The following is a 21795-nucleotide window of genomic DNA, read 5'->3' on the forward strand; positions in this document are numbered from 1 at the left end:
CAGTGTCCCCAGGTGTGCCCGGCTGCGCCGTGGGGGGCCCCCGGGCTGGGCGGGGGGCCCCTCCCGCCGTCGTACCGGCGGCCGTCACAGCAGTGCGGCCGCGCGCCGTCACAGCGGTGCGGCCGCGCGCAGGACGAGGAACAGCGTCACCGCCGAGTTCGCAGAGGACATCGCCGACACGAGGGTGCCCGCGGCGGCGCCCCGGACGGCGAGGCCGGCCGCGGTGAACGCGGAGGGCCGGCTCCGGACCACCGGGGCCGGGCCGAGCAGGGCGGCGACCCGGCGCGGCACCGGACCGGTGGCGGCCACCGCGGCCGGCGTCGGCGCCGGAGTGCCCGCGGAGAGCAGCGCCGCCTTGCCGATGGCCCGTGCGACCGTGCGCCGGTCCCCCACCGAGCGGGCCGCCTCCTCGTCCGCCCAGCGCTCGGCCGTGTAGCGGACGGCGGTGCGCAGGGGCCGCAGGAAGGGGTTGGCGCGTGCCGCGAGGTGGACGGCGAGCAGGTGCCGGTGGTGCCGGGCGGTGAGGTGGGCGCGTTCGTGGGCGAACAGGGCCCGGCGTTCGCCCGGGGCCAGGCCGTCCAGGAGCGCGGTGGTGACGACGATCCGGTCGGGGAGCGCGTAGGCGTAGGCGGTGCTGTCGGGCAGCACGGCGACCGCGCGGCCGGGCAGTGCGGTGAGCGTCCGGCGGGCCCGCCGGGTGACGCGGCGGTGCCGGTGGAGGGTATGGCCGCCCAGGACCGCCACCGCGGCCAGGGCGGGGATGGCGGCGCGCCCGGCGATCGCGTCGTGCGGGACGGCGGCCAGCACCTCCGGGTCGGACCAGCCGTCCGGCAGGGGGTTGCCGGGGAGCTGGGCGGTGCCGACCACCATCAGCAGGGCGAGGCAGAGCGTGCTGCACCCGGCCATGACCACGGCCACCGCGGTGAGCAGCCGGGTGGCGGCACGCGGGTGCAGCCGCCCCTCGGTCAGGCGGGCGACGGGCCACGCGGTCAGCGGCAGGACCAGCGGCAGGAAGACGAAGACCCCCATGGGCGGTCAGTCTTCCGTACCGCCGTGGTCCGCGGGCGGGATGTTCCGAGTGTTCACCGGGCCCGGCCCGGCGGCCTCCAGCAGGGCCCGCAGCACCTGCTCGTCGCCGGGCGGCAGGGCGGTGACGAAGCTGGCGAGCACCGCCTCCCGGTCCCGTTCGCCGTCGAGGAGCCGGCGCATCCGCAGCGCGGCGAGCCGCGCCACGTCGGCGGTGGGCGTCCACAGAAAGGACCGGCCCTGCCGTTCGCGGGCGACGACGTCCTTGGCGAGCAGCCGGGTCAGGATGGTCACGACGGTGGTGTAGGCGAGGTCGCCGCCGAGCCGCTCCTGCACCCAGGCGGCGGTGACGGGACCGCCGGCCTCGCGCAGCGCGCCCAGCACCTGGCCCTCCAGCTCCCCCTGCCCCCGCCGGGCCCGTGCCATGGTCCCGTCTCCCTCCGGCGTCGGCATGTGGTGACACGCATCGGCGTGTCCGACCACGCTACTTCACGCCGGCCCGGCCTCCGTACGTCCGGCGGCCGCGACGGTGCGCGATCTCGCCGAGCACGATGTCCACGGCGAGGAAGGCGGCCAGCGGGATCCCCAGCAGCGGCACGAACCAGCCGAGGACCGCGACCACCGCCATCGCCGGGACGAGGACATAGGGCGGGACCTCGGCCCAGGCGCCGCGCGGGATCGGCCGGCCGAAGGCGGAGCCGCGGCCGCGCTGCCACCACATGCGGTAGCCCCACACGATCAGCAGGATCAGGGCGAGCGCGAGCAGGGCCAGGGCGAACTGGTTGACCAGGCCGAAGAGGATGCCGGTGTGCAGGTCGATGCCCCAGCGGGTGAGCTTGGCGAGCACCGGGTGGTCGGCGAAGCGCAGGACGTCGGTCACCTCGCCGGTGGCCGGGTCCACGGCGACGGAGTCCTGCTTCTCGGGCCAGCTGCGCTGGATCTGCCGCACCACGTAGGCGCTGTTCGCGTCGACGGGCGGGACGATCTCGACGGGATCGCCCAGCCCTTCCGCACGGGCGGCCGCGAGCACCTTGTCCAGGCCGACGCCGTGCCCGGCGTCACCGCCGGCCCCGGCCGCCGCACCGTGTCCCGCGTGCTCGCCGCCGGTCGCGGCCGCGGAGACGGACGGGGTGGCCTGGCCGAGCGAGGTGCGCAGTTCGTCGATGTTGGCGCCGGCGTAGGTGGACCAGGTCAGGCCGGTCGCCGAGAGGAAGACGAATCCGGCGGCGGCCCAGACCCCGACGGTGCCGTGCAGGCCCAGCGTGCGCCGCCGCCCGCTGGTGCCGCGCACCTTGCGCAGCGCCCGCCGCCGGGCGAACCACAGCACCAGGCCGCCGCCCGCGATCACCCACAGCCAGCTCGCCGCGAACTCGCTGTACAGCCGCCCGGTGTCGCCGAGGTGGAGGTCGCGGTGGAGTTCGTCGATCCAGGTGCGCAGCGGGAGCGCGCCGGTCGAGCCGTACTGTTCGAGCGCGCCGCGTACCTTGCCGGTGTACGGGTCGACGAACACCGCGAGGGTGTGGTCCGGGTTCACGCCCTTCACGCCCGACAGCAGCACCCTGGTGGTCGCGTCCGCCTCGGGAGACGGCCGTATCGCGGAGACCGTGCCCTCGGGGTGGGCCTTGCGGGCGGCGGCCACCTGCTCGGAGACCGGCAGCCTGCTGTCGCCCACCGGGACGGTCAGCTCATGGGCGTACACCAGCTTCTCGGCCTGGAAGGAGAAGGCGTACAGCAGACCGGTGGCGGCGGCGACCAGCAGGAACGGGGCGACCAGGACGCCGGCGTAGAAGTGCAGGCGCAGGACGAGGGGGCGCAGCGGGGCCCAGCGGCTCGGGGGTGCGGCCGGGACGGTGGGTTGCGGGGCCTCGTCCGTGGGGGGCGAAGGGGCGATGGACATCGGGGTCTCTCCGGGGGACTGGTGCGGAGCGGGGACGGTCCAGTAGTCGGACCGCTCGCCGGCGGAGTTCCCCGCCTCCGAAGTGACCTGAGTCACACGCCTCGCCATGGCATGCTGGCCCGATGGCATCTCCCAGTGATCACGCCCCCCTTGCCGAGCGGGTCGAGGAACTCCTCGCCCCTGGCGGCCCGTTGCCCATCGTCGCGGCCGGTGACCCGGTGCTGCGGCGCGGAACCGAGCCGTACGACGGCCAGTTGGACGCGGCCCTGCTGGCCCGCTTCGTCGAGGCGCTGCGGGTCACCATGCACGCGGCACCGGGCGTGGGCGTGGCGGCGCCCCAGGTGGGCGTCCCGCTGCGGATCGCGGTCATCGAGGACCCGGCGCCGGTGCCAAAGGAGGTGGCGGCGGCCCGGGGCCGGGTCCCGCAGCCGTTCCGGGTGCTGGTCAACCCGGTCTACGAGCCCGTCGGCACGGTCCGCGCCGCGTTCTTCGAGGGCTGCCTGAGCGTGCCGGGCTGGCAGGCGGTGGTGGCCCGGCCCGCGAGCGTCCGGCTGACCGGCACGGACGAGCACGGGCACCCGCTGGACGAGGTGTTCACGGGGTGGCCGGCCCGCATCGTCCAGCACGAGACCGACCACCTCGACGGCACGCTCTACCTGGACCGGGCGGAACTGCGCTCGCTGTCCTCCAACGCCGCCATGGCCGACCGCTGGACCCAGCCGACCCCGGCGACGGCGGCAGCCGAGCTGGGCTTCACACTGTCCTGAGCGCCGTCGCGCCCCGAAAGGGGCGCTGGGGGTACCCCCCGGCCGAAGGCCGGGGAGGAACCGCGTGGCGAGCCCCCACCGGCCCGCAGACCGCCCGCCCCCCGCGCCCCCGTCCGGCCCTACCCCCGGTAGGCCTCGAGCAGCCGCAGCCAGACCTCGCTCAACGTCGGGTAGGACGGCACCGCATGCCACAACCGGCTGATCGGCACCTCCCCGGCGATCGCGACCGTCGCCGAGTGGATCAGCTCACCCACTCCGGGCCCCACGAAGGTGACGCCGCGCAGGATCTCGGCCTCCAGATCGACCACCATCCGGGCCCGCCCCCTGTAGCCGTCGGCGTACAGGCCGGCCCCGGCGACGGACGAGAACTCGACGTCGACGGCCCGCACCCGGTACCCGGCCTGCTCCGCCTCCGCGAGGGAGAGCCCGACGGCCGCCGCCTCCGGGTCGGTGAAGACGACCTGCGGTACGGCGTGATGGTCGGCGGTGGCCACGTGCGCGCCCCACGGCGCGTCCAGCAGCGGCGTGTCCGCGACGCGCGCCGCGATCGCCGCGCCGGCGATCCGGGCCTGGTACTTGCCCTCGTGGGTGAGGAGTGCCCGGTGGTTCACGTCCCCGACGGCGTAGAGCCAGTCGGTGCCCTCGACCAGGAGGGTGTCGTCGACGGACAGCCAGGAGCCGGGCTGCAGGCCGACCGTGTCCAGGCCGATGTCGTCGGTGTGCGGGACGCGCCCCGTGGCGAAGAGGATCTCGTCGGCCTCGATGCGGTCGCCGCTGTCGGTCACGGCCACCACCGTGCCGTTCTCCCGGGTGACCGACCGGACGGAGGTGCCGGTGCGGACGTCGACGCCGGCCTCCTTGAGCCCGTCGGCGACGAGTTCGCCGGCGAACGGCTCCATGCGGTTGAGCACGCCCTTGCCGCGGACCAGGAGGGTGACCCGGGAGCCGAGGGCCTGCCAGGCGGTCGCCATCTCGGTGGCGACCACCCCGCCGCCGACGACGATCAGCCGGCCGGGTGCCTGCTGCGCGCTGGTGGCCTCGCGGCTGGTCCAGGGCCTGACTTCGGCGAGGCCCGGCAGGTCGGGCAGCTGGGCGCGGGTGCCGGTGGCGACGGCCACCGCGTGCCGGGCGGTGAGAGTGGTGAGGGTGCCGTCGGGGCCGGTCACGGTGACCGTGCGGGGTCCGGCGAGGCGGCCGTGGCCGCGGTACAGGTCGGCGTTGATGCCGTTCAGCCAGGCGACCTGGCCGTCGTCCTTCCAGTCCGAGGTGAAGTAGTTGCGGCGGGCGAGGACCGCGGCGGTGTCGAGGGGGCCCTGGACCGCCTGGGCGAGGCCCGGCAGGCGGCGGGCGTCGCCCCGGGCGATCACCGGGCGCAGCAGGGCCTTGCTGGGCATACAGGCCCAGTACGAGCATTCGCCGCCGACGAGTTCGCTCTCCACGACCGCGGTGGTGAGACCGGCCGCACGGGTGCGGTCGGCGACGTTCTCCCCCACGGGCCCGGCCCCGAGCACCACGACGTCGTAAGCGATGGATTCCGTTTCCGTCATGGGGCCAGTCTTGCGGGTGGTGTGCGCCAGGGCCACACGAGTGGGCAGCCGGAATACCTGCCCGGCCGGACATGTTGTCGCGAGCGGTTCCGCCCCGCCCCGGGGCGCCCCCCACGTCAGGAAGAGGGAAGCACGCATGAGCAGCACCGTGGAGCTCACCAAGGAGAACTTCGACCAGACGGTCAGCGAGAACGAGTTCGTCCTGATCGACTTCTGGGCGTCCTGGTGCGGCCCGTGCCGGATGTTCGCGCCGGTCTACGAGAAGGCCGCGCAGGACAACCCCGACCTGGTCTTCGGCAAGGTCGACACCGAGGCGCAGCCGGAGCTGGCGCAGGCCTTCGGCATCCAGTCGATCCCGACCCTGATGATCGTCCGTGACCAGGTCGCCGTCTTCGCCCAGCCCGGCGCCCTGCCGGAGGCCGCCCTGACGGACGTCATCGGCCAGGCCCGCAAGCTGGACATGGACGAGGTCCGCAAGAGCATCGCGGCGCAGCAGGACGGCGCACAGGGCGAGTAGCAGCCGACGGGGCGGCCGGGGCGCGGCTGTAGCAGTCGGCGGGCCGGGGTGCGGCCGTAGCGGCAGGCAGGCCTGGGGGTACGGCCGTCCGTAGCGGCAGGCAGGCCTGGGGGTACGGCCGTCCGTAGCTGCAGGCAGGCCGGGGTGCGGCCGTAGCGGCAGGCAGGCCGGTGGGCGGTCCCGGCCGGGATCAGCCGGACTCGCGTTGCACGACCGAGGCGCCGAGCACCCGGTGCGTCTCCGGTTCGGCGCAGGGTTCGCGCACCACGCGGTCGACCAGTTCGGCCAGCTCCCGGCCGGAGGGCAGGTCGATGTGGATCGTGGAGAGCCGGGGCCGCAGCAGCCGGCCGAGCATCAGGTCGTCGGCGCCGAGCACCGCGGTGTCCTCGGGGATGCGCACGCCCTCGTCCTGGAGAGCGCGCATGAACAGCATGGCGTACTCGTCGTTGTAGGCGAACACCGCGTCGATTCCCAACTCGGGCCAGCGGGCGGCGAGTTCGGCTGCCGACTGCTCGGTGTAGGCGAGCGGCACGGCGGTCACGGCGGCGTCGGTGCCGCGCAGGGCCTGGCGCACGCCTTCGAGGCGGGGCCGGGAGTAGGTCTCCAGGCCGGTCTCCTCGGGGACGACCACGCCGATCCGGCGCCGGCCGCGGGCGTACAGATGACGTCCGGCGCAGTGACCGACGGCGTCGTGGTCCATCAGCAGGGCGTGGGCGCCCTCGACGCGTTCGGGGCCGAAGGTGACCACCGCGCGGGCACCGGCCCGCTTGAGGACCGCGACCCCCTCGGGGCCGAGTCCGGCGTCGGGGACCAGCACGGCCACCGGCCTCAACTCCGCCCAGGCGCGGGCCGCTTCGTCACCGCGCAGGCCCGCGGAGCCGTACTGGACGACCGTGTAGTCGAGGCGGCTGAGGGCCCACTGGAGTTCGTTGATGAACTGCCCGTACAGCGGGCCCACCGCGATGGCCGGGGCGGGCATCAGGACCATCCTGCTGTGTCCGGCACGCAGGCTGCGGGCGGCCGCGTGGGGGACGTACCCGAGCTCCTTCGCGGCCTCGTGGACCCGGCGCCGGGTGGGCTCGCTGATCCGGACGGCACTGGTGTTGTTGAGGACGTAGGAGACGGTCGCGCGGGAGACGCCCGCCAGGCGGGCCACATCGGCGCTCGTGGGGACCGAGCGCGGGACCGGCGACGCTGCCGAGGGCGGTTTCGGGATGTGCACCATGACGTACGGCATCTTGGCAGAAGCCGGGGGCGGGGGGACCGGCGGGGCAAGGTGGTTGACGCTTCGACGAGTTGAGCCTTGATCAACCGGTCCGGGGGTCCTTCACGCGACCGGGCGAACATGTTCGTCACGAACTTGTTCGCAACGAACATGTTCGTTACCCTGGACGCATGCCAGCAACTCCCCGCTCCCGGCGGGAGCGTCCCGCCAAGCCCGCCCTGACCAGGGAGGGCATCGTCGCCGTCGCCGTGGAGATCCTGCGCGCCGAGGGCCTGCAGAAGGTCACCATGCGACGCCTGGCCCAGGAGCTCGACACCGGCCCGGCCTCGCTGTACGTCTACGTCCGCAGCACCGCCGAACTGCACGCGGCGGTCCTGGACGAACTGCTCGGCTCCGTCGGCCCGGCCCCGGCGGAGGGTGACTGGCGGGAGCGGCTGGAGCGGGTGCTCATCGCGTACACGCGGATGCTCATGGAGTATCCGAGCCTCGCCCGCTCCGCGCTGACCGCATGGCCGAGCGGCCCGCACTACCTGGACCTGATCGAGACCCTGCTGGGCCTGCTCGACGAGGGCGGGGTACCGCGCGAGCGGGCCGCCTGGGGCGTCGACCTGCTGCTCCAGCGCGCCACCGCGACCGCCGCGGAGCACGCGGGTGAGGCGTCCCAGGAGGACTGGGACGCCCTCGGCCGGGCGCTGAGCCGGGTGTCGGACCACGTCCATCCGCACATCGCCGCCGCCTCCGGGTGGCTCCTGTCGGGCGCACCCGAGGCCCGCGTGTCCTGGGCCTTCCAGGCCCTGATCAACGGCATCGAGCACACCGCCGTACCCGAACCCCACGACTAGGAGACGCACATGCCCATTCCCCACCACCCCGTGGCGATCGTCGGAGCCGGTCCCGGCGGGCTCACGCTCGCCCGGGTGCTGCGGGTGCACGGCATCGAGGCGGCCGTCTTCGACCTCGACGCGTCCGCGACGGCCCGTACCCAGGGCGGCATGCTCGACATCCACGACGACTCCGGCCAGGTGGCGCTGCGCGCGGCCGGGCTGTACGACGCGTTCCTCGCGCACGTCCACGCGGGCGGCCAGGCGACGCGGGTCCTGGACAAGGACGCCCGGGTCCTGCTGGACATCCCCGACGACGGCGCCGGCGGGCGCCCGGAGATCGACCGGGGCGACCTGCGCCGGCTGCTGGTCGGCTCCCTGCCCGAGGACGTGATCCGCTGGGGCGCGAAGGTCACCGGCGCCCGCCCGCTCGGCGACGGCCGGCACGAGGTGACCCTGGAGGACGGCGGCTCCTTCACGACGGGTCTGCTGGTCGGCGCGGACGGCGCCTGGTCCCGGATCCGCCCGCTGGTCTCGGACGCGCGGCCCGCGTACACGGGGGTCTCGTTCGTGGAGTCGGACCTGCCGGACGCGGACGTACGGCATCCGGTGAGCGCCGAGGTGGTCGGCTGGGGCATGCTGTTCGCGCTCGGCGCGGGCCGGGGCTTCCTCGGTCACCGGGAGAGCGACGGCAGCCTGCACGTGTACACGGCGCTCGAGGCGCCCGAGGAGTGGCTGGACGGGATCGACTTCACCTCCGTCGAGGCCGCCAAGCGGGCCGTGCTCGACCACTTCGGCGACTGGGACAAGAGCCTGCGGGCGCTGGTCGCGGACGCCGAGGGCCCGCTGGTGCCGCGGCGGATCCACGCCCTGCCGGTGGGCCACCGCTGGGACCGGGTCCCCGGGGTCACCCTGCTCGGCGACGCGGCGCACCTGATGTCGCCGTTCGCCGGCGAGGGCGCCAACCTGGCGCTGATCGACGGCGCCGACCTGGGCCTCGCGCTCGCCGCGCACCCGGGCGACACGGAGGCCGCCGTGGCCGCCTACGAGGAGAAGATGTTCGCGCGCGCCGCGCGGTCCGCCGCGGACTCCGCGGCGAGCGGCGCCATACTGCTCCGCGCCGACGCACCGCAGGGACTGGTCGACATGTTCACCGGGGCCGGCCCGGACGGCGGCGCGGCGGACGCCGGCGGGGTGGCTGTCAGCGGGGCGGCGCCGTCCGTGTGACGCGGTCGACCAGGTCGGTCCAGCCGGCCTCCAGGCGCTCCATCGGCATTCCGCACTGCCGGGTCAGATGGTGGATCTGGGCGGGGTCGAGGTAGGCGAGCAGCGTCTGCGCGAGCAGGTCGCAGTCGGCGTCCGGATCGATCTGCCGCAGCAGCATCGTCAGGTGGGTGCGCAGCGCCTGGATCGGCGGATTGGCGTAGCGCCGGGTGGGCTCGGGCTGGGCGGCCAGCTGGAGGTCCAGCTGCTCGGCCGCGCGGTAGAGCACCGCGACGCCGAACGCCCGCAGCCGTTCGACCGGTGGGGCGCCGGGGCCCAGGGGCGGCGGACCGCCCAGGAAGTCCGCCTGGAGCTGTCGCGAGGAGTGGTCGAGCAGCGCCATCAGCAGTCCGGTGCGGTCGCCGAAACGGCGGAAGACCGTGCCCTTGCCGACCTCGGCCGCCGCGGCCACCGCCTCCATGGTCACGCCGGCCACCCCGTGCTCGGCGATCAGCCGGGTGGCGGCCTCCAGCAGCCGGGCGCGGTTGCGGGCCGCGTCGGCGCGCAGGCACGGCCCTTCGGGAGCGGGTCCGACTTCGAGCAACTGCGGGGTGTCGAAGGGCTCCTGGGGCTGCGGGAGGGGCGGCAGGACGCTGGACATGAAGACAGCGTAAAGCATCCGGAACAGAACTGGACCGAGGTCCGTTTAGGGTGTTAGAAATTAACCGGACCGCGGTCCGGATTTATTACGGCAGTGTTTCACCCCCCTTGGAGTTCCCCATGTCTGTCCGCATCCTTGCGCTCGTCGGCAGCCTTCGCGCCGGTTCGCACAACCGCCAGCTCGCCGAGGCGGCCGTCAAGCTCGCCCCCGAGGGTGCCGTGGTCGAGGTCTTCGAGGGCCTCGCCGACATCCCGTTCTACAACGAGGACATCGACGTCGAGGGCGACGTCCCGGCCGCCGCCGCGAGGCTGCGCGAGGCCGCCCGGGCCGCCGACGCGTTCCTGCTCTTCTCCCCCGAGTACAACGGCACCATCCCGGCGGTCCTGAAGAACGCCATCGACTGGCTGTCCCGCCCGTACGGCGCCGGCGCCTTCGGCGGCAAGCCGGTCGCCGTCATCGGCACCGCCTTCGGCCAGTACGGCGGCGTGTGGGCGCAGGACGAGGCCCGCAAGGCCGTGGGCATCGCCGGCGGCAAGGTGATCGAGGACATCAAGCTGTCGATCCCCGGTTCGGTGACCCGCTTCGCCGAGACCCACCCGGCCGACGACACCGAGGTCGCCGCCCAGCTGACCGAGGTGGTCGCCCGCCTGCACGGCAACGTGGCCGTGGCCGCCTGAACCACCGCCCGAAGGGGGCCGGCACCCGCCGGCCCCCTTCGCGTCCCCCGCGTGCCGCTCCCGGTCACTCGATCCCGGCGAGCCGCTCGACGGCCGGGGCGGCGAAGGTCTCCATCCAGCCCGAGGTCTCGCCGAGGCGCGGGGACAGGATGACGGTGTCGAGGCCCAGCTCGGCGTAGCCCTCGATGTCCCGGGTGAAGGCGTCCAGGTCGCCGGCGGTGACCGGCTCGGCGCCGTACGCGATGGTCTTGCGGATGGTGTCGTAGTCCCGCCCGACGGTGTCGCAGTGGCCGCGCAGCACCTCCAGCTTGTGCCGCAGCTCCTCCGGGGAGGAGGGGATGAGGTTGCACGCGTCGGCGTACTGGGCCACCAGGCGCAGGGTCTTCTTCTCGCCCTGGCCGCCGATCATGATCTCGGGGTGCGGGGTGCTCACCGGCGCGGGCACGCAGAGCGTCTCGGCGAGCTGGTAGTACCGGCCCTCGAAGGGGCCGTTGTTCTCCGGGTCCCACATCTGCAGACAGAGTCTGAGCGTCTCCTCAAGCCGCTCGAAGCGCTCCTTGAGCGGCGGGTAGGGCACGCCGAGTCCGTGGTGCTCACGGTCGTACCAGGCGGCGCCGATGCCCAGGGTGGCCCGGCCGCCCGACACCACGTCCAGGGTGGTGGCGATCTTGGCGAGGAGTCCGGGGTGCCGGTACGTCACTCCTGTCACCAGGGCGCCGAGTCGCACGGTGGAGGTACGGCCGGCGAGGTAGCCGAGGGTGGTGTAGGCCTCCAGCATGGAGTCCTCGGCGCCGCCGTTGAACTCCATCTGGAAGTAGTGGTCCATCACCGAGACCCAGCTGACGCCCGCCGCCTCGGCCGCGGTGCCCGCGGCGGCGAGTTCGGCGCCGAGGGCGGGTCCGCCGCCGGGGTGGTTGAACCGGTTGATGTGCACGCCCACGCGCATGGCCGTTCTCCGTTCCGCCCTGAAGCTCCGCGCTGATGTCCCACACTGTCGATCCACGTCGTTCCACGCCGACGTCCGGCGCCGCCCGCCCGCATCCGCGCTGATCGTCGGCGCCCCCTCGACGCTAGATCCTGGAGCGCGCTCGAAGTCAAGCCCGGCTTCGGCGGTCCGGCGGGTCCGGGCGTGGTTCCGGACCCGCACCCGCCGGACGGCGGGGAGCTTCCGCCGACCGGCGGCCCCCGGGGGACGCACGATCGCCCGGATCATGGGCATACGAGCCGCAGAACCCCCGCCGAGGAGCCGCGATGACCGCCGTACCGCCCCCGTTCGACCCCGAACTCTCCGCCGCCCTGGAACTGATCAAGGACGCGATCTCTCCGTCGTTCACGCAGGCGGACATCGCCGAGATGCGGCAGGGCCCGGGGATACAGCTCCTCGCCGGGCTGGACCTCACCATGGAGGGCGCGTTCGAGGTGGCGGACCGTACGGTCCCCGGCCCCGCGGGCGCCCCCGAGATCTCGCTCCTGATCTGCCGCCCGGTCGCCCCGGCCGCCTCCGGTCCGCTCCCGGTGATCTACCACGTGCACGGCGGCGGCATGGTGCTCGGCAACAACCGGGTGGGCGTGGACGCCCCGCTGGCCTGGGCGAAGGAGCTGGGCGCGGTGGTGGTGTCGGTGGAGTACCGGCTGGCGCCCGAGCACCCGCACCCCGCGCCGGTCGAGGACGTGTACGCGGGGCTGCTGTGGACCGCGGAGCACGCGGAGGAGATCGGCGGCGACCCGGAACGGATCGTGATCGTGGGCGCCAGCGCGGGCGGCGGCCTCACGGCGGCCCTGGCCCTCCTCCTGAGGGACCGGCGGGGTCCGTCCGTGATCGGCCAGATGCTGCTCTGCCCGATGCTCGACGACCGCAACGACACCCCCTCCAGTCACCAGATGAAGGGCCTCGGCGTCTGGGACCACACCGCCAACGAAACGGGCTGGACGGCTCTGCTCGGCGAGCGCCGGGGCGGCCCCGACGTCTCCCCCTACGCGGCCCCGGCCCGCGCCACCGACCTCACGAACCTCCCCCCGGCCTTCCTCGACGTCGGCTCCGCCGAGACCTTCCGCGACGAGACCGTCGCCTACGCCTCCCGCATCTGGCAGTCCGGCGGCATCGCCGAACTCCACGTCTGGCCCGGCGGCTTCCACGGCTTCGACGGCTTCGCCCCCCAGGCCCCCGTCTCCCGGTCCGCACGAGCAGCACACGCGAACTGGCTGCGGCGGGTGCTGGCGCGCTGAGAGCCCGCCGGGCACCCGCTCAGCGCGGGTTCAGGCCCAGTTCGTTGCGGTAGGGGCGGCGGGGCCGGCGGTGGTTGTGATGAGGGTGGGGGCGATGGCCTCCGTGCGGGCCGTGTCCTGGCCCGCACGCGGGCGATGGAGGAGGGTGTGCCGGCCGGGGCGGGAGCGGTCCAGGTACCAGGTGCGGGCCCGGGTGAGGAAGTCGGGGGCGTTCTCGACGTCGTGGGTCCCTTTGCCGGCGTCCGCTCCCTGGAGCGCCCGGGCCAGCCGCCAGCAGGGCTGGTCCATGCTGATCGTGGTCCTGGCGGGGGCGGCGGCGGACGCGGAGATCGCCTTCACACCGCAACGGCCTTCCACGTAGTCGTAGCGGTAGACGACTTCGAGGTCTGCGGGGCGGTGCCAGGAGAGGGGGATCCTGCTGGTCGTGGTGTGGCCGGTGGCGGTCGGGGTGAGTGTGCCGGGCAGCGGTGCGCCGCGGGAGGCGCGGGGGCCCGGTGGCCGTCCACGCAGAGCCGGCGGGTCTCGAGGCCGCCCACGTCGGCCTGCCGGACGCCGGGGCGACCGGGGGCGGGGCGCCGGCCGGTGACCGGGCGGCCGCCGCTGAGGGTGACCGGCTCCAGGTGCGCGGTGCCGTAGCCGTACACCTGGTGGACCACCCGGTGGCCGAGGCGGCCGGAGTCGGCGGAGGTCGGGCGGAGGGGCGAGGTGAGGCGGTAGGTGCCGGCACGCAGGTTCACCGTGACGTCCGAGGCCGTGCCCGGGGCGACGGCCCGCACCGCGCGCTGGGCGCGGGCCGGGGCGGCGAAGGGGTGGTCGAGGGTGCCCGGCCCGTGGTCGTCGCCCCAGGGGGCCGTAGAACCGGGTCGGTGCCGGGTGGTGCGGGGCCGGTGCGCCGGCCGTCGATGCCAGGAGGGCCGCCACGGCCAGGGTCACGGCCGCACTCCCCCGTGCTGTCCTCACGTCTGGTACCTCCCGCTCGTCGGATGGACACCATCGACGGACGGGCGGGGTCGCGGGCGCGTCGGCCGGTCGTCTGTGCCCGGGCGTCCATGGTCCATGCCTCGGCATCTTTGGTCGCCGTTCGCGCGCCGGAAGGTGGCGGAGCGGGGCCGGGGCTCAACCCCCTTTCGCCGACGCCTTCTTGATCGCCTCCCTGATCCTGGAGTAGGTGCCGCAGCGGCACACGTTCTCGATGGCGTCGATGTCGGCGTCCGTGGGGTGCGGGGTGCGCTTCAGGAGGGCGGCGGCCGCCATGATCTGGCCGGGCTGGCAGAAGCCGCACTGGGCCACGTCGCAGTCCAGCCAGGCCTGTTGGACGGGGTGCAGGGTGTCGCCGTCGGCCAGGCCCTCGATGGTGGTGACCGTACGGTCCGCGCAGTCGGCGACCGGGACCGTGCACGGCTGGATCTCCGCGCCGTCGAGGTGGCTGGTGCAGGCGCGGCAGACGCCCACCCCGCAGCCGTACTTGGGGCCCGTGACGCCGAGCAGATCGCGCAGGACCCAGAGGAGGGGCATGTCGGCGGGGGCCTTCACCGTCACCGGTTTGCCGTTGAGGACGAAGGAATACGAACTCATCAGTGCCTTCTGGGGGTCGGGGACGGCGGCGGTCAGAAGTCGAGGGGGAAGCTGCGGGGCTTCCTGCCGGTGGCTCGGGCGTAGGCGTTGGCGACCGCGCCCGCCGCCGCGGGGACACCGAGTTCGCCGGCGCCGCCCGGATCCCCGCCGGACGGGACGACGTGCGCCTCGAACTCCAGCGGGGCGTGCCGCTGACGGGCGTAGTGGAAGTCGGCGAAGCTGCCCTCGCGAACCGCGCCCCGGTCGATGTGCAGCCCGGCGCGCAGCACGGTGGAGATGCCGTCGACGGCGGTGCCCATCAGTTGCGCCTGAAGGCCGCGCGGGTTGACGACCGTGCCGACGTCGGCGGCCATCACCACCTTGGTGACCCGCGGGTTCTTCGGGTCGGTGGCGTCGATCTCGGCCAGGCAGGCGACGGCGGACCCGTACTCCTCGTGGACGGCGACGCCCTGGGCGGTGCCCGCGGGCATCCGGCGCCCCCAGCGCCCGGCGGCGGCCGCCTTGGCGAGGACGGCCTTCACCGCCTTGCCGCGCAGAGTGTCACGGCGGAAGGCGACCGGGTCCCGGCCCAGCGCGCGGGCGATGTCGTCGACGACGATCTCCTCCGCCGTGCGCATGGTCCCGGAGTCCACCGAACGCCAGGCACCGAGGGGCACCGGCAGTTCGATGCCGCCCGAATCGCCGCCCACCCGGCCGAAGTTGTACAGCCCGCCGGCACTGGGCAGCGGCCGTACCACGCCGGATCGCGTGGTCAGGCCCTGCTCGTCGGAGGACTCCCGGACCGAGGCCGTCATGTGCTGGAAGGCCACCACCCGGCCCCCGGCGACGCCGGCCCGGATCCGGTGGTGGTCGGCGGGGCGCATCCTGCCGTGCCGGATGTCGTCGTTGCGGCTCCACATCAGCTTCACGGGCCGGTGGGCCGCCCTGGAGACGAGGGCCGCCTCGATCGCCTGGTCGAAGTTGAGCCGCCGCCCGAACGAGCCGCCGCCGCGCGTCACGTGGACCCGTACCGCGGTCCTGGAGAGCCCGAGCAGGTCGGCGACGGCCTCGCGGGCGTCCATCGGGGTCTGGGTGGCGAACCACAGCTCGGCCCGGTCGGAGCGGACGTCGGCGACGGCCGTGAGCACCTCCATCGGGGCATGGCTGACGAACGCGAACGCGAACTCGCCCTCGATCTGCGTCGACCCGTGCGGCGGGGTGCCGAGCCGGGGCACCGCGGCGCGCAGCCGGGCCCGGATCTCCTTGTCCGACAGGGGGACGAGCGGGCCGTCGGCCCACCTGATCCGCAGCGCGTCCCGGGCCTGGAAGGCGTGGTGGAAGGTGTCCGCCACGACGGCGACGCCGCCCGGGATCCTGACGACCGCGTGCACACCGGGCAGGGCGCGGGCCGCCGTGTCGTCGAGGGAGACCAGCCTGCCGCGCAGGGTCGGCGGCCGGGCCACCACGGTCGGCTTCGCACCCGCCACCGCCAGGTCACCGGCGTACTTCGCCGCGCCGGTGACGATGTCGCGGGCGTCGATCCTGGTCGTCGGCCTCCCGATCACCCGGTGCCGGGAGGCCGGCTTGGGCCTGCTCGACACGTCCGGGGTGCGGATCCGGGCCGCGCTCGCGGTGAGGGAGCCGAAGGTGGCCGTCCGGCCGTCGCGGGCCACGACCCGGGTGTTCCAGGTGCGCAGGGTGTGCGCGGGGAGCCGCCAGCGGCGGGCGGCCGCGGTCACCAGCCGGGCGCGGGCGGTGGCGGCCAGCTGCCGGGCCGGGCCGTACAGCGAACTGACCGAACTGGAGCCGCCGGTGTACTGGTTGCCCTTGCCGCGGGCGTCGGCGAGCGGGATCCGGACGTCGGCGAGGCGGGCGTCCAGCTCCTCGGCGATCATCATGGCGACGGCGGTCGTGATGCCCTGGCCGACCTCGACGCGGGGCAGCCGTACGACGACCTCGTTGGCGTCGGTGACCTCCAGGACGAGCATCTCGTCGTCGGTGCCGGTGACCAGGACACCGGGGGCCGCGGTGGCGCCGTCGGCCCGCGGGGTGTCGCAGCCGAGCGGGGCGGCGACCGTGAGGGTGGCCGCGGTCACCGTGTAGACCATGAATCCCCGGCGGGACGGTCCGGGGGCGGCACGCGAGGGCTCGTTGCGGTCCAAGCGGGGCTCCTGTCGGCCGGTTCCTGTGCCGGGGCTGTGTGCCGCCGGCCTCGACAGCTAGGAGGGGCGTGGGAACGCACGGGTTGCCTGCCGTGCCGGGCTCTCCTCTCCGTACCGCCGGATGACGCATCATGGCCCGTATGAAAGAGCTGGCGGGGCGGCTGGCCGCGGTGGACCCGGATGCCGGGGCCGCCGTCGCGGTCATCGCCTACTTCGACCGGCTGGCCGAGACCCGGGCCGGTCTGGAGGCGCTGGTGCGCGGGGCCGCCGTGCTCGCCGGGTGCCCGGCCCGGCTGGCGGACGAGGAGCGGCGGGTCCGGGTGCGGGTGGAGCCGGACGGCCGGCGGACGGACGTGGCGGGCGGCCCCGGGCCCGAGTGGCCGTGCACGCCGCTGGTGCCGGGCGGGCCGCCGGCGCTGTGGCTGGAGCGGGCCGGGACACAGGGGCCGAGCGTCGTCGACGCGGTGATCCTGGAGCGGGCCTCGGCGGCCGTGCGGTCCGTGCTCGACCGCACCCGGGGGCGGGCGCCGGGGCCGCCGGTGGACGACCCCGCGCTGATCGAGACCGTCCTGGACGCCGGTGCCCCGCTACCGGCCCGGCTGCACGCGGCCCGCAGGGTCGGCCTGGACACCGCCGACCCCGCGGCACGGTTCCGGGCGGTGGCGCAGGCCGACGGGCCACCCCGCATCGTCTCCGACGGACCGCCCCGGGGCACGACCGTCGGACGGTCCCGGAACACGACCGGCCGGCCGCCGCTGAGCACGACCGACGAGCCGTCCCAGGGCACGGCCTTCGGACGGTCCCGGAACACGACCGGCCGGCGGCCTCCGAGCACGACCGGCCGGCCGCCCCGGATCATGGTCGACGATCTGTCGGCGGTGCTGCCGGCGAAACGCGCGGGCGTGGGCACGGCGGTGGCCGCGGTGGACCTTCCCCGGTCCTGGGCGGCGGCCCGGACCGCGCTGCGGTTCACCTGCGACGGCGGCGCACCGGAGCCCGGCGGCCCGCCCGTCGTGTACGCCGACGACCTGGGCGGAATCGCGCTGCTCGCCGACCTCGTGGTACCCGGTGCGGAACCGGCGCCGGACGTCCGCGCGGTGCGGGCCGCCGCCGCGGACGCGCCCTGGATGCTGCGCACGCTGCACGCGGTCGCGTCGACGGCGAGCCTGCGGGCGGCGGCGGCCGGCATCAATGTCCACCACTCCACGCTCCAGGACCGGTTGACGCACGCCGAGCATCTGCTGGGCTGGCCGGTGCGCACTCCGCAGGGCCGGTTCCGGCTGCAACTCGCCCTCACCATGCACCATCTGATGGACAGCCGGTAAGGGTCAGTAGACGTCCCGGACGTAACGCCGGTCCGCGGCCAGCTGTTTGACGTACGCCGTCGCCTCGTCCTCGGTCAGCCCGCCGTGCACGCCGGCGATGTCCTTCAGGGCCCGGTCGACGTCCCTGGCCATCCGGGTGGCGTCGCCGCAGACGTAGAAGTGGGCACCGTCCTGGAGCCAGGACCACAGCAGCGGGCCGTGTTCGCGCATCCGGTCCTGGACGTAGACCTTGGCACGCTGGTCGCGGGAGAAGGCGGTGTCGAGGCGGCTCAGGGTGCCGTCGGCGAGCAGGGCGGTGAGTTCCTGCTCGTAGTAGAAGTCGGTGGCCCGGTGCTGTTCGCCGAAGAACAGCCAGTTGGGGGCGCGGTGGCCGCGGGCACGGCGCTCCTCCAGGAAGCCGACGAACGGCGCGACGCCGGTGCCGGGGCCGACCATGACCATGGGGGCCGCCGGGTCGGCCGGCGGCCGGAAGTGCGGGGCGCGCTGGACGTGCACCGCAACCGGCATGCCGGGTTCGGCGTCGGCGAGGAACGGCGAGCAGACGCCCTGCCGGGGCCGGCCGCGCAGGTTCTCGTAGCGGACGACGGAGACGGTGAGCGAGACCTGGTGGGGGTCGGTCAGCGGGCTGGACGAGATGGAGTACAGGCGGGGCTGGAGCCTGCCGAGGACGCCCGCCCACTCCTGGGCGCCGGCCCGGATCCCGAACTCGGCGACGACGTCGACCGCCTGCCGGCCCCAGGACCACTTGGCCAGTTCGTCCTTGTTGTCGGGGCGCAGCAGCGTGCGCAACTCGCGCGGGTCACGGGTGCGTTCGGCGGCGAAGCGGAGCAGGTCCGGGGTGACGCGGGTGATGTCCAGGTGGCGGGAGAGGGCCTCGGCGAGGGAGACCTCACCGACTCCGTTCACCTGCACCGCGGATGCGGCGTCCAGCCCGGTGACCTCCAGCCATTCCGCCACCAGGGCACGGGAGTTGAGGGGACGGACACCGAGCGCGTCGCCCGCCTCGTAGACCAGTGGGGTCTCGCCGTCGCGGGTGTCGAGGGTGAAGCGGCGGACCTCCTTGCCGGCGCCGGGCAGGCTGAGCAGCCGGTTGCCGACGAGGCGGGCGGTGGTGGGGGCGGGGCGCCGGGACCCGGGGGGCGCGGGGGGCGACACCGGGGGGCCGCCCTTGAGAGCGGTCAGCACCTGGTCCAGCCAGGCCGCCGCCTGGGTCTCGTAGTCCGGTTCGCAGTCGGTGCGCGGCGCGATCCGGACCGCGCCGAGCTCGTCCATCCGGCTGTCCAGGCGCCGCCCGTGCCCGCAGAAGTCGTCGTAGCTGGAGTCGCCGAAGGCCAGCACGGCGTACCGGCGGCCTTGCAGGCGCCCGGCGTCGAGGGCGGCGAGGCCGTCCCAGAAACCGGCGCCGTTGTCGGGGGCGTCGCCGTCGCCGAAGGTGCTGGTGATCAGGAGCAGGTCGGCGCCCGTGGGCAGGGCGGCCGGGTCGGCCTGGTCCATGGCGAGGAGGGAGGCCGGATGACCGCCCGCGGTGAGGCGCTCGGCCACGGTGGCGGCGAAGTCCTCGGCGTTGCCGGTCTGCGAGGCCCAGAGGACCACCACCTGGCGGCCGGGCGTGGGCAGCGGGACCGGGGTCGCGGCGGACCGGGAGTACATGCCGGCGAGGGTGCCGTTGACCCACAGGGCGTGCTCGGGGCTGAACGGCGCGTCCGGCGGCAGCACGGGGATGCCCGGGGCGCCGACCGGGACGCCGGCGAGGAAGCCGACCAGGTACCGCCGTTCGGACGCGGTGAGGACCGGCGGCGGGGCCGGGTCGAGGCCGAACACCGAGGCGGCGGAGGGCGGCGGCCCCGCCGCCGGGGGCGCGACGGCGGCGGGGCCGGGTACCACGACGGCGGCCGGGGTCCGGTCCGCACCGGGCACCTGGACGCTCACCGGCGTGGCCACCTTGGTCAGCGACACCGCGCACACCTTCAGCTCGGGCTGGAACGACAGGGGGTCGACCGCGTCGCTGGTCACCGCGTTGACGCTGAGGTACTCGCCGAACAGGTCGTTCCAGTGGAAGGGCGCGAAGCAGGAGCCGGGGAGCACCCGGTCCGTGACGACCGCGGGCAGTACCGCACGGCCACGCCGTGAGGCGACCTCCACGGAGTCGCCGTCGGCGAGTCCGAGCGCGACCGCGTCCTCGGGGTGGACCTCGACGAACGGGCCGGGGTCGAGCCTGTTCAGCTTGGCGACCCTGGCGGTCTTGGTCAGGGTGTGCCACTGGTGCTGGAGGCGCCCGGTGTTCAGGACGAACGGGTAGTCGTCGTCCGGCATCTCGGCGGGGTCCACGTGCGGCCGGGCGTGGAAGACGGCACGCCCGGAGGCGGTGGCGAAGGTGAGGGAGCCGTCGGCGTCGACGTACCGGACGGGGTTGCGGTCGGGGCCGTCGACGGTGGCGGCAGGCCACTGGACGGGGGCGGCGCGCAGCCGGTCGTAGGTCACGCCCCGCAGGTCGTAGCCGGTCTGCGGGTTGTGGAAGCGCTTGATCTCCTCGAAGATCTCCTCCGCGCTGTCGTAGCAGAAGCCGTCCTCGTACCCCATCGCGCGGGCCACGTCGGCGATCAGCCGCCAGTCGGCGGTGGCCTCGCCGGGCGGGTCGGCGGCGGGGCGGGCGAGGGTGAGGTTGCGCTCGCTGTTGACGAGGACGCCCTCGGTCTCGGTCCACAGGGCGGCGGGCAGGACGACGTCCGCGTAGGCGTTGGTCTCGGTGTCGGCGAAGACGTCCTGGGTGACGACGAACTCGGCGGCCTCCAGGCCCTCGATGACGGTCCTGCGGTTGGCGACGGAGGCGACCGGGTTGGTGCAGATGATCCAGCAGGCCTTGATCTCGCCGTCGGCCATCTTCCGGAACATCTCCACCGTGCCCTTGCCGACACCGTCGGCGCGGATCGAGCCCGGTGCCAGCCCCCACTGCTGCTCGACGAAGGCGCGGTCGGCGTCGACCAGCACCGACCGCTGGCCGGGCAGGCCCGGTCCCATGTATCCCATCTCCCGGCCGCCCATGGCGTTGGGCTGGCCGGTGAGGGAGAGCGGGCCGCTGCCGGGCCGGCAGATCTTCCCGGTCGCCAGGTGCAGGTTGACCAGGGCGTTGGTGTTCCAGGTGCCGTGCGTGGACTGGTTGAGGCCCATGGTCCAGCAGCTGGTCCACTCCCCCGCCTCGCCGATCAGCCGGGCGGCGGCGCGCAGGTCGGCCTCGGGGATGCCGGTGATCTCGCAGACGGTGGCGGGCGGGTATCCGGCGAGGAACTCCGGCATCGCCTCCCAGCCCTCGGTGTACGCGGCGACGAAGTCGGGGGCGGTGTGCCCGTTCTCGTGCAGCAGGTGGAGCAGGCCGTTCAGGAGCGCGAGGTCGGTGCCGGGCCTGACCTGGAGGAACAGGTCGGCCTTGGCGGCCGTGGCGGTGCGCCGCGGGTCGACGACGATCAGCTTCGCGCCCGCCTTCACCCGGTCCATCAGACGCAGGAAGAGGATGGGGTGGCAGTCGGCCATGTTGGCGCCGATGACGAGGAAGACGTCCGCCCGGTCGAGGTCCTCGTAGGAGCCGGGCGGGCCGTCGGCGCCGAGGGAGAGCTTGTAGCCGGTGCCGGCGCTCGCCATGCACAGCCGGGAGTTCGACTCGATGTTGTTGGTACGCAGCCAGCCCTTGGTGAGCTTGTTCGCGAGGTACTGGGCCTCCAGGCTCAGCTGCCCGGAGACGTAGAGGGCGACCGCGTCCGGGCCGTGCTCGTCGACGACCGCGCGCAGCCGCCGCGCGGTCTCGGCGACCGCCGTGTCCACGGCCGTGGGGACGGCCTCCTCGCCCCGCTCGGGCCGCAGCAGGGCGGTGGTCAGCCGGCCGGGCGCGGCGAGCAGGTCGGCGGTGGTGGCGCCCTTCGTGCAGAGCCGGCCGAAGTTCGCCGGATGCTCCTTGTCGCCGGACGCCTTCAGGACGGTACGACGGCCGTCCGGGCCGCTGCCGATGTCCAGGACCATGCCGCAGCCGACCCCGCAGTACGAGCAGACGGTCCGCACCCTGCGGGTGTCGGTGCTGCGCGAGTCCGGCGCGGCCACGGGCGCCCCCTGTTCCTGCTGGTCAGCCTCTTCCGTCCGGTCCCGACGGTAGGCACGGCTGATTACACCGGCGTCACCGCTCCCGATCAACAGGGGTT

18 protein-coding genes are annotated in these 21795 nt (G+C 74.5%); 7 read left to right on the forward strand and 11 right to left on the reverse strand.

Features of this window, described 5'->3' with window-relative positions; genetic code table 11:
- Positions 1-108: 108 nt before the first annotated feature.
- From AB0472_RS13460 to AB0472_RS13470, 3 genes are read right to left on the reverse strand one after another with little or no spacing between them, the layout of a single operon-like run.
- Complete coding sequence (locus tag AB0472_RS13460) at positions 109-1029, reverse strand: M56 family metallopeptidase (RefSeq protein WP_366356154.1); 921 nt, start codon at positions 1027-1029, stop codon at positions 109-111.
- A 6-nt stretch (positions 1030-1035) separates the two neighbouring features.
- Complete coding sequence (locus tag AB0472_RS13465) at positions 1036-1452, reverse strand: BlaI/MecI/CopY family transcriptional regulator (protein WP_366356156.1); 417 nt, start codon at positions 1450-1452, stop codon at positions 1036-1038.
- 58 nt (positions 1453-1510) lie between these two features.
- Positions 1511-2923: a PepSY-associated TM helix domain-containing protein gene (locus tag AB0472_RS13470; protein WP_366356536.1), complete on the reverse strand. Its 1413-nt coding sequence runs from the start codon at positions 2921-2923 to the stop codon at positions 1511-1513.
- A gap of 122 nt (positions 2924-3045) precedes the next feature.
- Between AB0472_RS13470 and AB0472_RS13475 the strand changes: the two genes are divergently transcribed.
- Positions 3046-3690: a peptide deformylase gene (locus AB0472_RS13475; protein WP_366356157.1), complete on the forward strand. Its 645-nt coding sequence runs from the start codon at positions 3046-3048 to the stop codon at positions 3688-3690.
- A 119-nt stretch (positions 3691-3809) separates the two neighbouring features.
- Here AB0472_RS13475 and AB0472_RS13480 read toward each other — a convergent pair whose 3' ends face one another.
- Positions 3810-5237, reverse strand: a complete 1428-nt coding sequence (locus AB0472_RS13480; RefSeq protein ID WP_366356158.1) for an NAD(P)/FAD-dependent oxidoreductase — start codon at positions 5235-5237, stop codon at positions 3810-3812.
- Between the two features lie 136 nt (positions 5238-5373).
- On the opposite strand from AB0472_RS13480, the gene trxA reads away from it, so the two are divergent.
- Positions 5374-5754: a thioredoxin gene (gene trxA / locus AB0472_RS13485; protein WP_366356160.1), complete on the forward strand. Its 381-nt coding sequence runs from the start codon at positions 5374-5376 to the stop codon at positions 5752-5754.
- A gap of 190 nt (positions 5755-5944) precedes the next feature.
- Here trxA and AB0472_RS13490 read toward each other — a convergent pair whose 3' ends face one another.
- Positions 5945-6991: a LacI family DNA-binding transcriptional regulator gene (locus AB0472_RS13490; protein WP_366356161.1), complete on the reverse strand. Its 1047-nt coding sequence runs from the start codon at positions 6989-6991 to the stop codon at positions 5945-5947.
- A gap of 158 nt (positions 6992-7149) precedes the next feature.
- Between AB0472_RS13490 and AB0472_RS13495 the strand changes: the two genes are divergently transcribed.
- Complete coding sequence (locus AB0472_RS13495; RefSeq protein WP_366356163.1) at positions 7150-7821, forward strand: TetR/AcrR family transcriptional regulator; 672 nt, start codon at positions 7150-7152, stop codon at positions 7819-7821.
- 9 nt (positions 7822-7830) lie between these two features.
- Complete coding sequence (locus AB0472_RS13500) at positions 7831-9027, forward strand: NAD(P)/FAD-dependent oxidoreductase (RefSeq protein ID WP_366356164.1); 1197 nt, start codon at positions 7831-7833, stop codon at positions 9025-9027.
- Here the strand turns inward: AB0472_RS13500 and AB0472_RS13505 are convergent.
- A complete protein-coding gene (locus AB0472_RS13505; RefSeq protein WP_366356166.1) occupies positions 9002-9682 on the reverse strand; it encodes a TetR/AcrR family transcriptional regulator in 681 nt (226 codons plus the stop codon). The two genes, AB0472_RS13500 and AB0472_RS13505, sit on opposite strands and share 26 nt — an antisense overlap.
- Positions 9683-9783: 101 nt before the next feature.
- On the opposite strand from AB0472_RS13505, the gene AB0472_RS13510 reads away from it, so the two are divergent.
- Positions 9784-10341, forward strand: coding sequence for an NADPH-dependent FMN reductase (locus AB0472_RS13510; protein ID WP_366356167.1), 558 nt, complete (start codon positions 9784-9786; stop codon positions 10339-10341).
- Between the two features lie 64 nt (positions 10342-10405).
- Here AB0472_RS13510 and AB0472_RS13515 read toward each other — a convergent pair whose 3' ends face one another.
- Positions 10406-11287 (reverse strand): LLM class F420-dependent oxidoreductase, encoded by an 882-nt coding sequence (locus tag AB0472_RS13515; RefSeq protein WP_366356169.1) that lies wholly within the window; start codon positions 11285-11287, stop codon positions 10406-10408.
- A gap of 305 nt (positions 11288-11592) precedes the next feature.
- On the opposite strand from AB0472_RS13515, the gene AB0472_RS13520 reads away from it, so the two are divergent.
- Positions 11593-12567 carry an alpha/beta hydrolase gene (locus tag AB0472_RS13520; protein ID WP_366356171.1) on the forward strand — a complete coding sequence of 325 codons (975 nt, stop codon included), beginning with the start codon at positions 11593-11595 and terminating at the stop codon, positions 12565-12567.
- A 30-nt stretch (positions 12568-12597) separates the two neighbouring features.
- On the opposite strand, the gene AB0472_RS13525 is transcribed toward AB0472_RS13520, so the two are convergent.
- The 3 genes from AB0472_RS13525 to AB0472_RS13535 form a co-directional block, all read right to left on the reverse strand.
- Positions 12598-12906 carry a hypothetical protein gene (locus AB0472_RS13525; protein ID WP_366356173.1) on the reverse strand — a complete coding sequence of 103 codons (309 nt, stop codon included), beginning with the start codon at positions 12904-12906 and terminating at the stop codon, positions 12598-12600.
- A gap of 777 nt (positions 12907-13683) precedes the next feature.
- Positions 13684-14142 (reverse strand): (2Fe-2S)-binding protein, encoded by a 459-nt coding sequence (locus AB0472_RS13530; RefSeq protein WP_366356175.1) that lies wholly within the window; start codon positions 14140-14142, stop codon positions 13684-13686.
- Positions 14143-14174: 32 nt separating this feature from the next.
- Positions 14175-16229, reverse strand: a complete 2055-nt coding sequence (locus AB0472_RS13535) for a molybdopterin cofactor-binding domain-containing protein (protein ID WP_366356538.1) — start codon at positions 16227-16229, stop codon at positions 14175-14177.
- Between the two features lie 194 nt (positions 16230-16423).
- Between AB0472_RS13535 and AB0472_RS13540 the strand changes: the two genes are divergently transcribed.
- On the forward strand, positions 16424-17608 hold the full coding sequence (locus AB0472_RS13540; RefSeq protein ID WP_366356177.1) for a helix-turn-helix domain-containing protein: 1185 nt from the start codon (positions 16424-16426) through the stop codon (positions 17606-17608).
- A gap of 3 nt (positions 17609-17611) precedes the next feature.
- On the opposite strand, the gene AB0472_RS13545 is transcribed toward AB0472_RS13540, so the two are convergent.
- Positions 17612-21697 (reverse strand): bifunctional nitrate reductase/sulfite reductase flavoprotein subunit alpha, encoded by a 4086-nt coding sequence (locus AB0472_RS13545; RefSeq protein WP_366356178.1) that lies wholly within the window; start codon positions 21695-21697, stop codon positions 17612-17614.
- Positions 21698-21795 lie beyond the last annotated feature (98 nt).

It is taken from the genome of Streptomyces sp. NPDC086777, assembly GCF_040702065.1.
Lineage (GTDB): Bacteria > Actinomycetota > Actinomycetes > Streptomycetales > Streptomycetaceae > Streptomyces.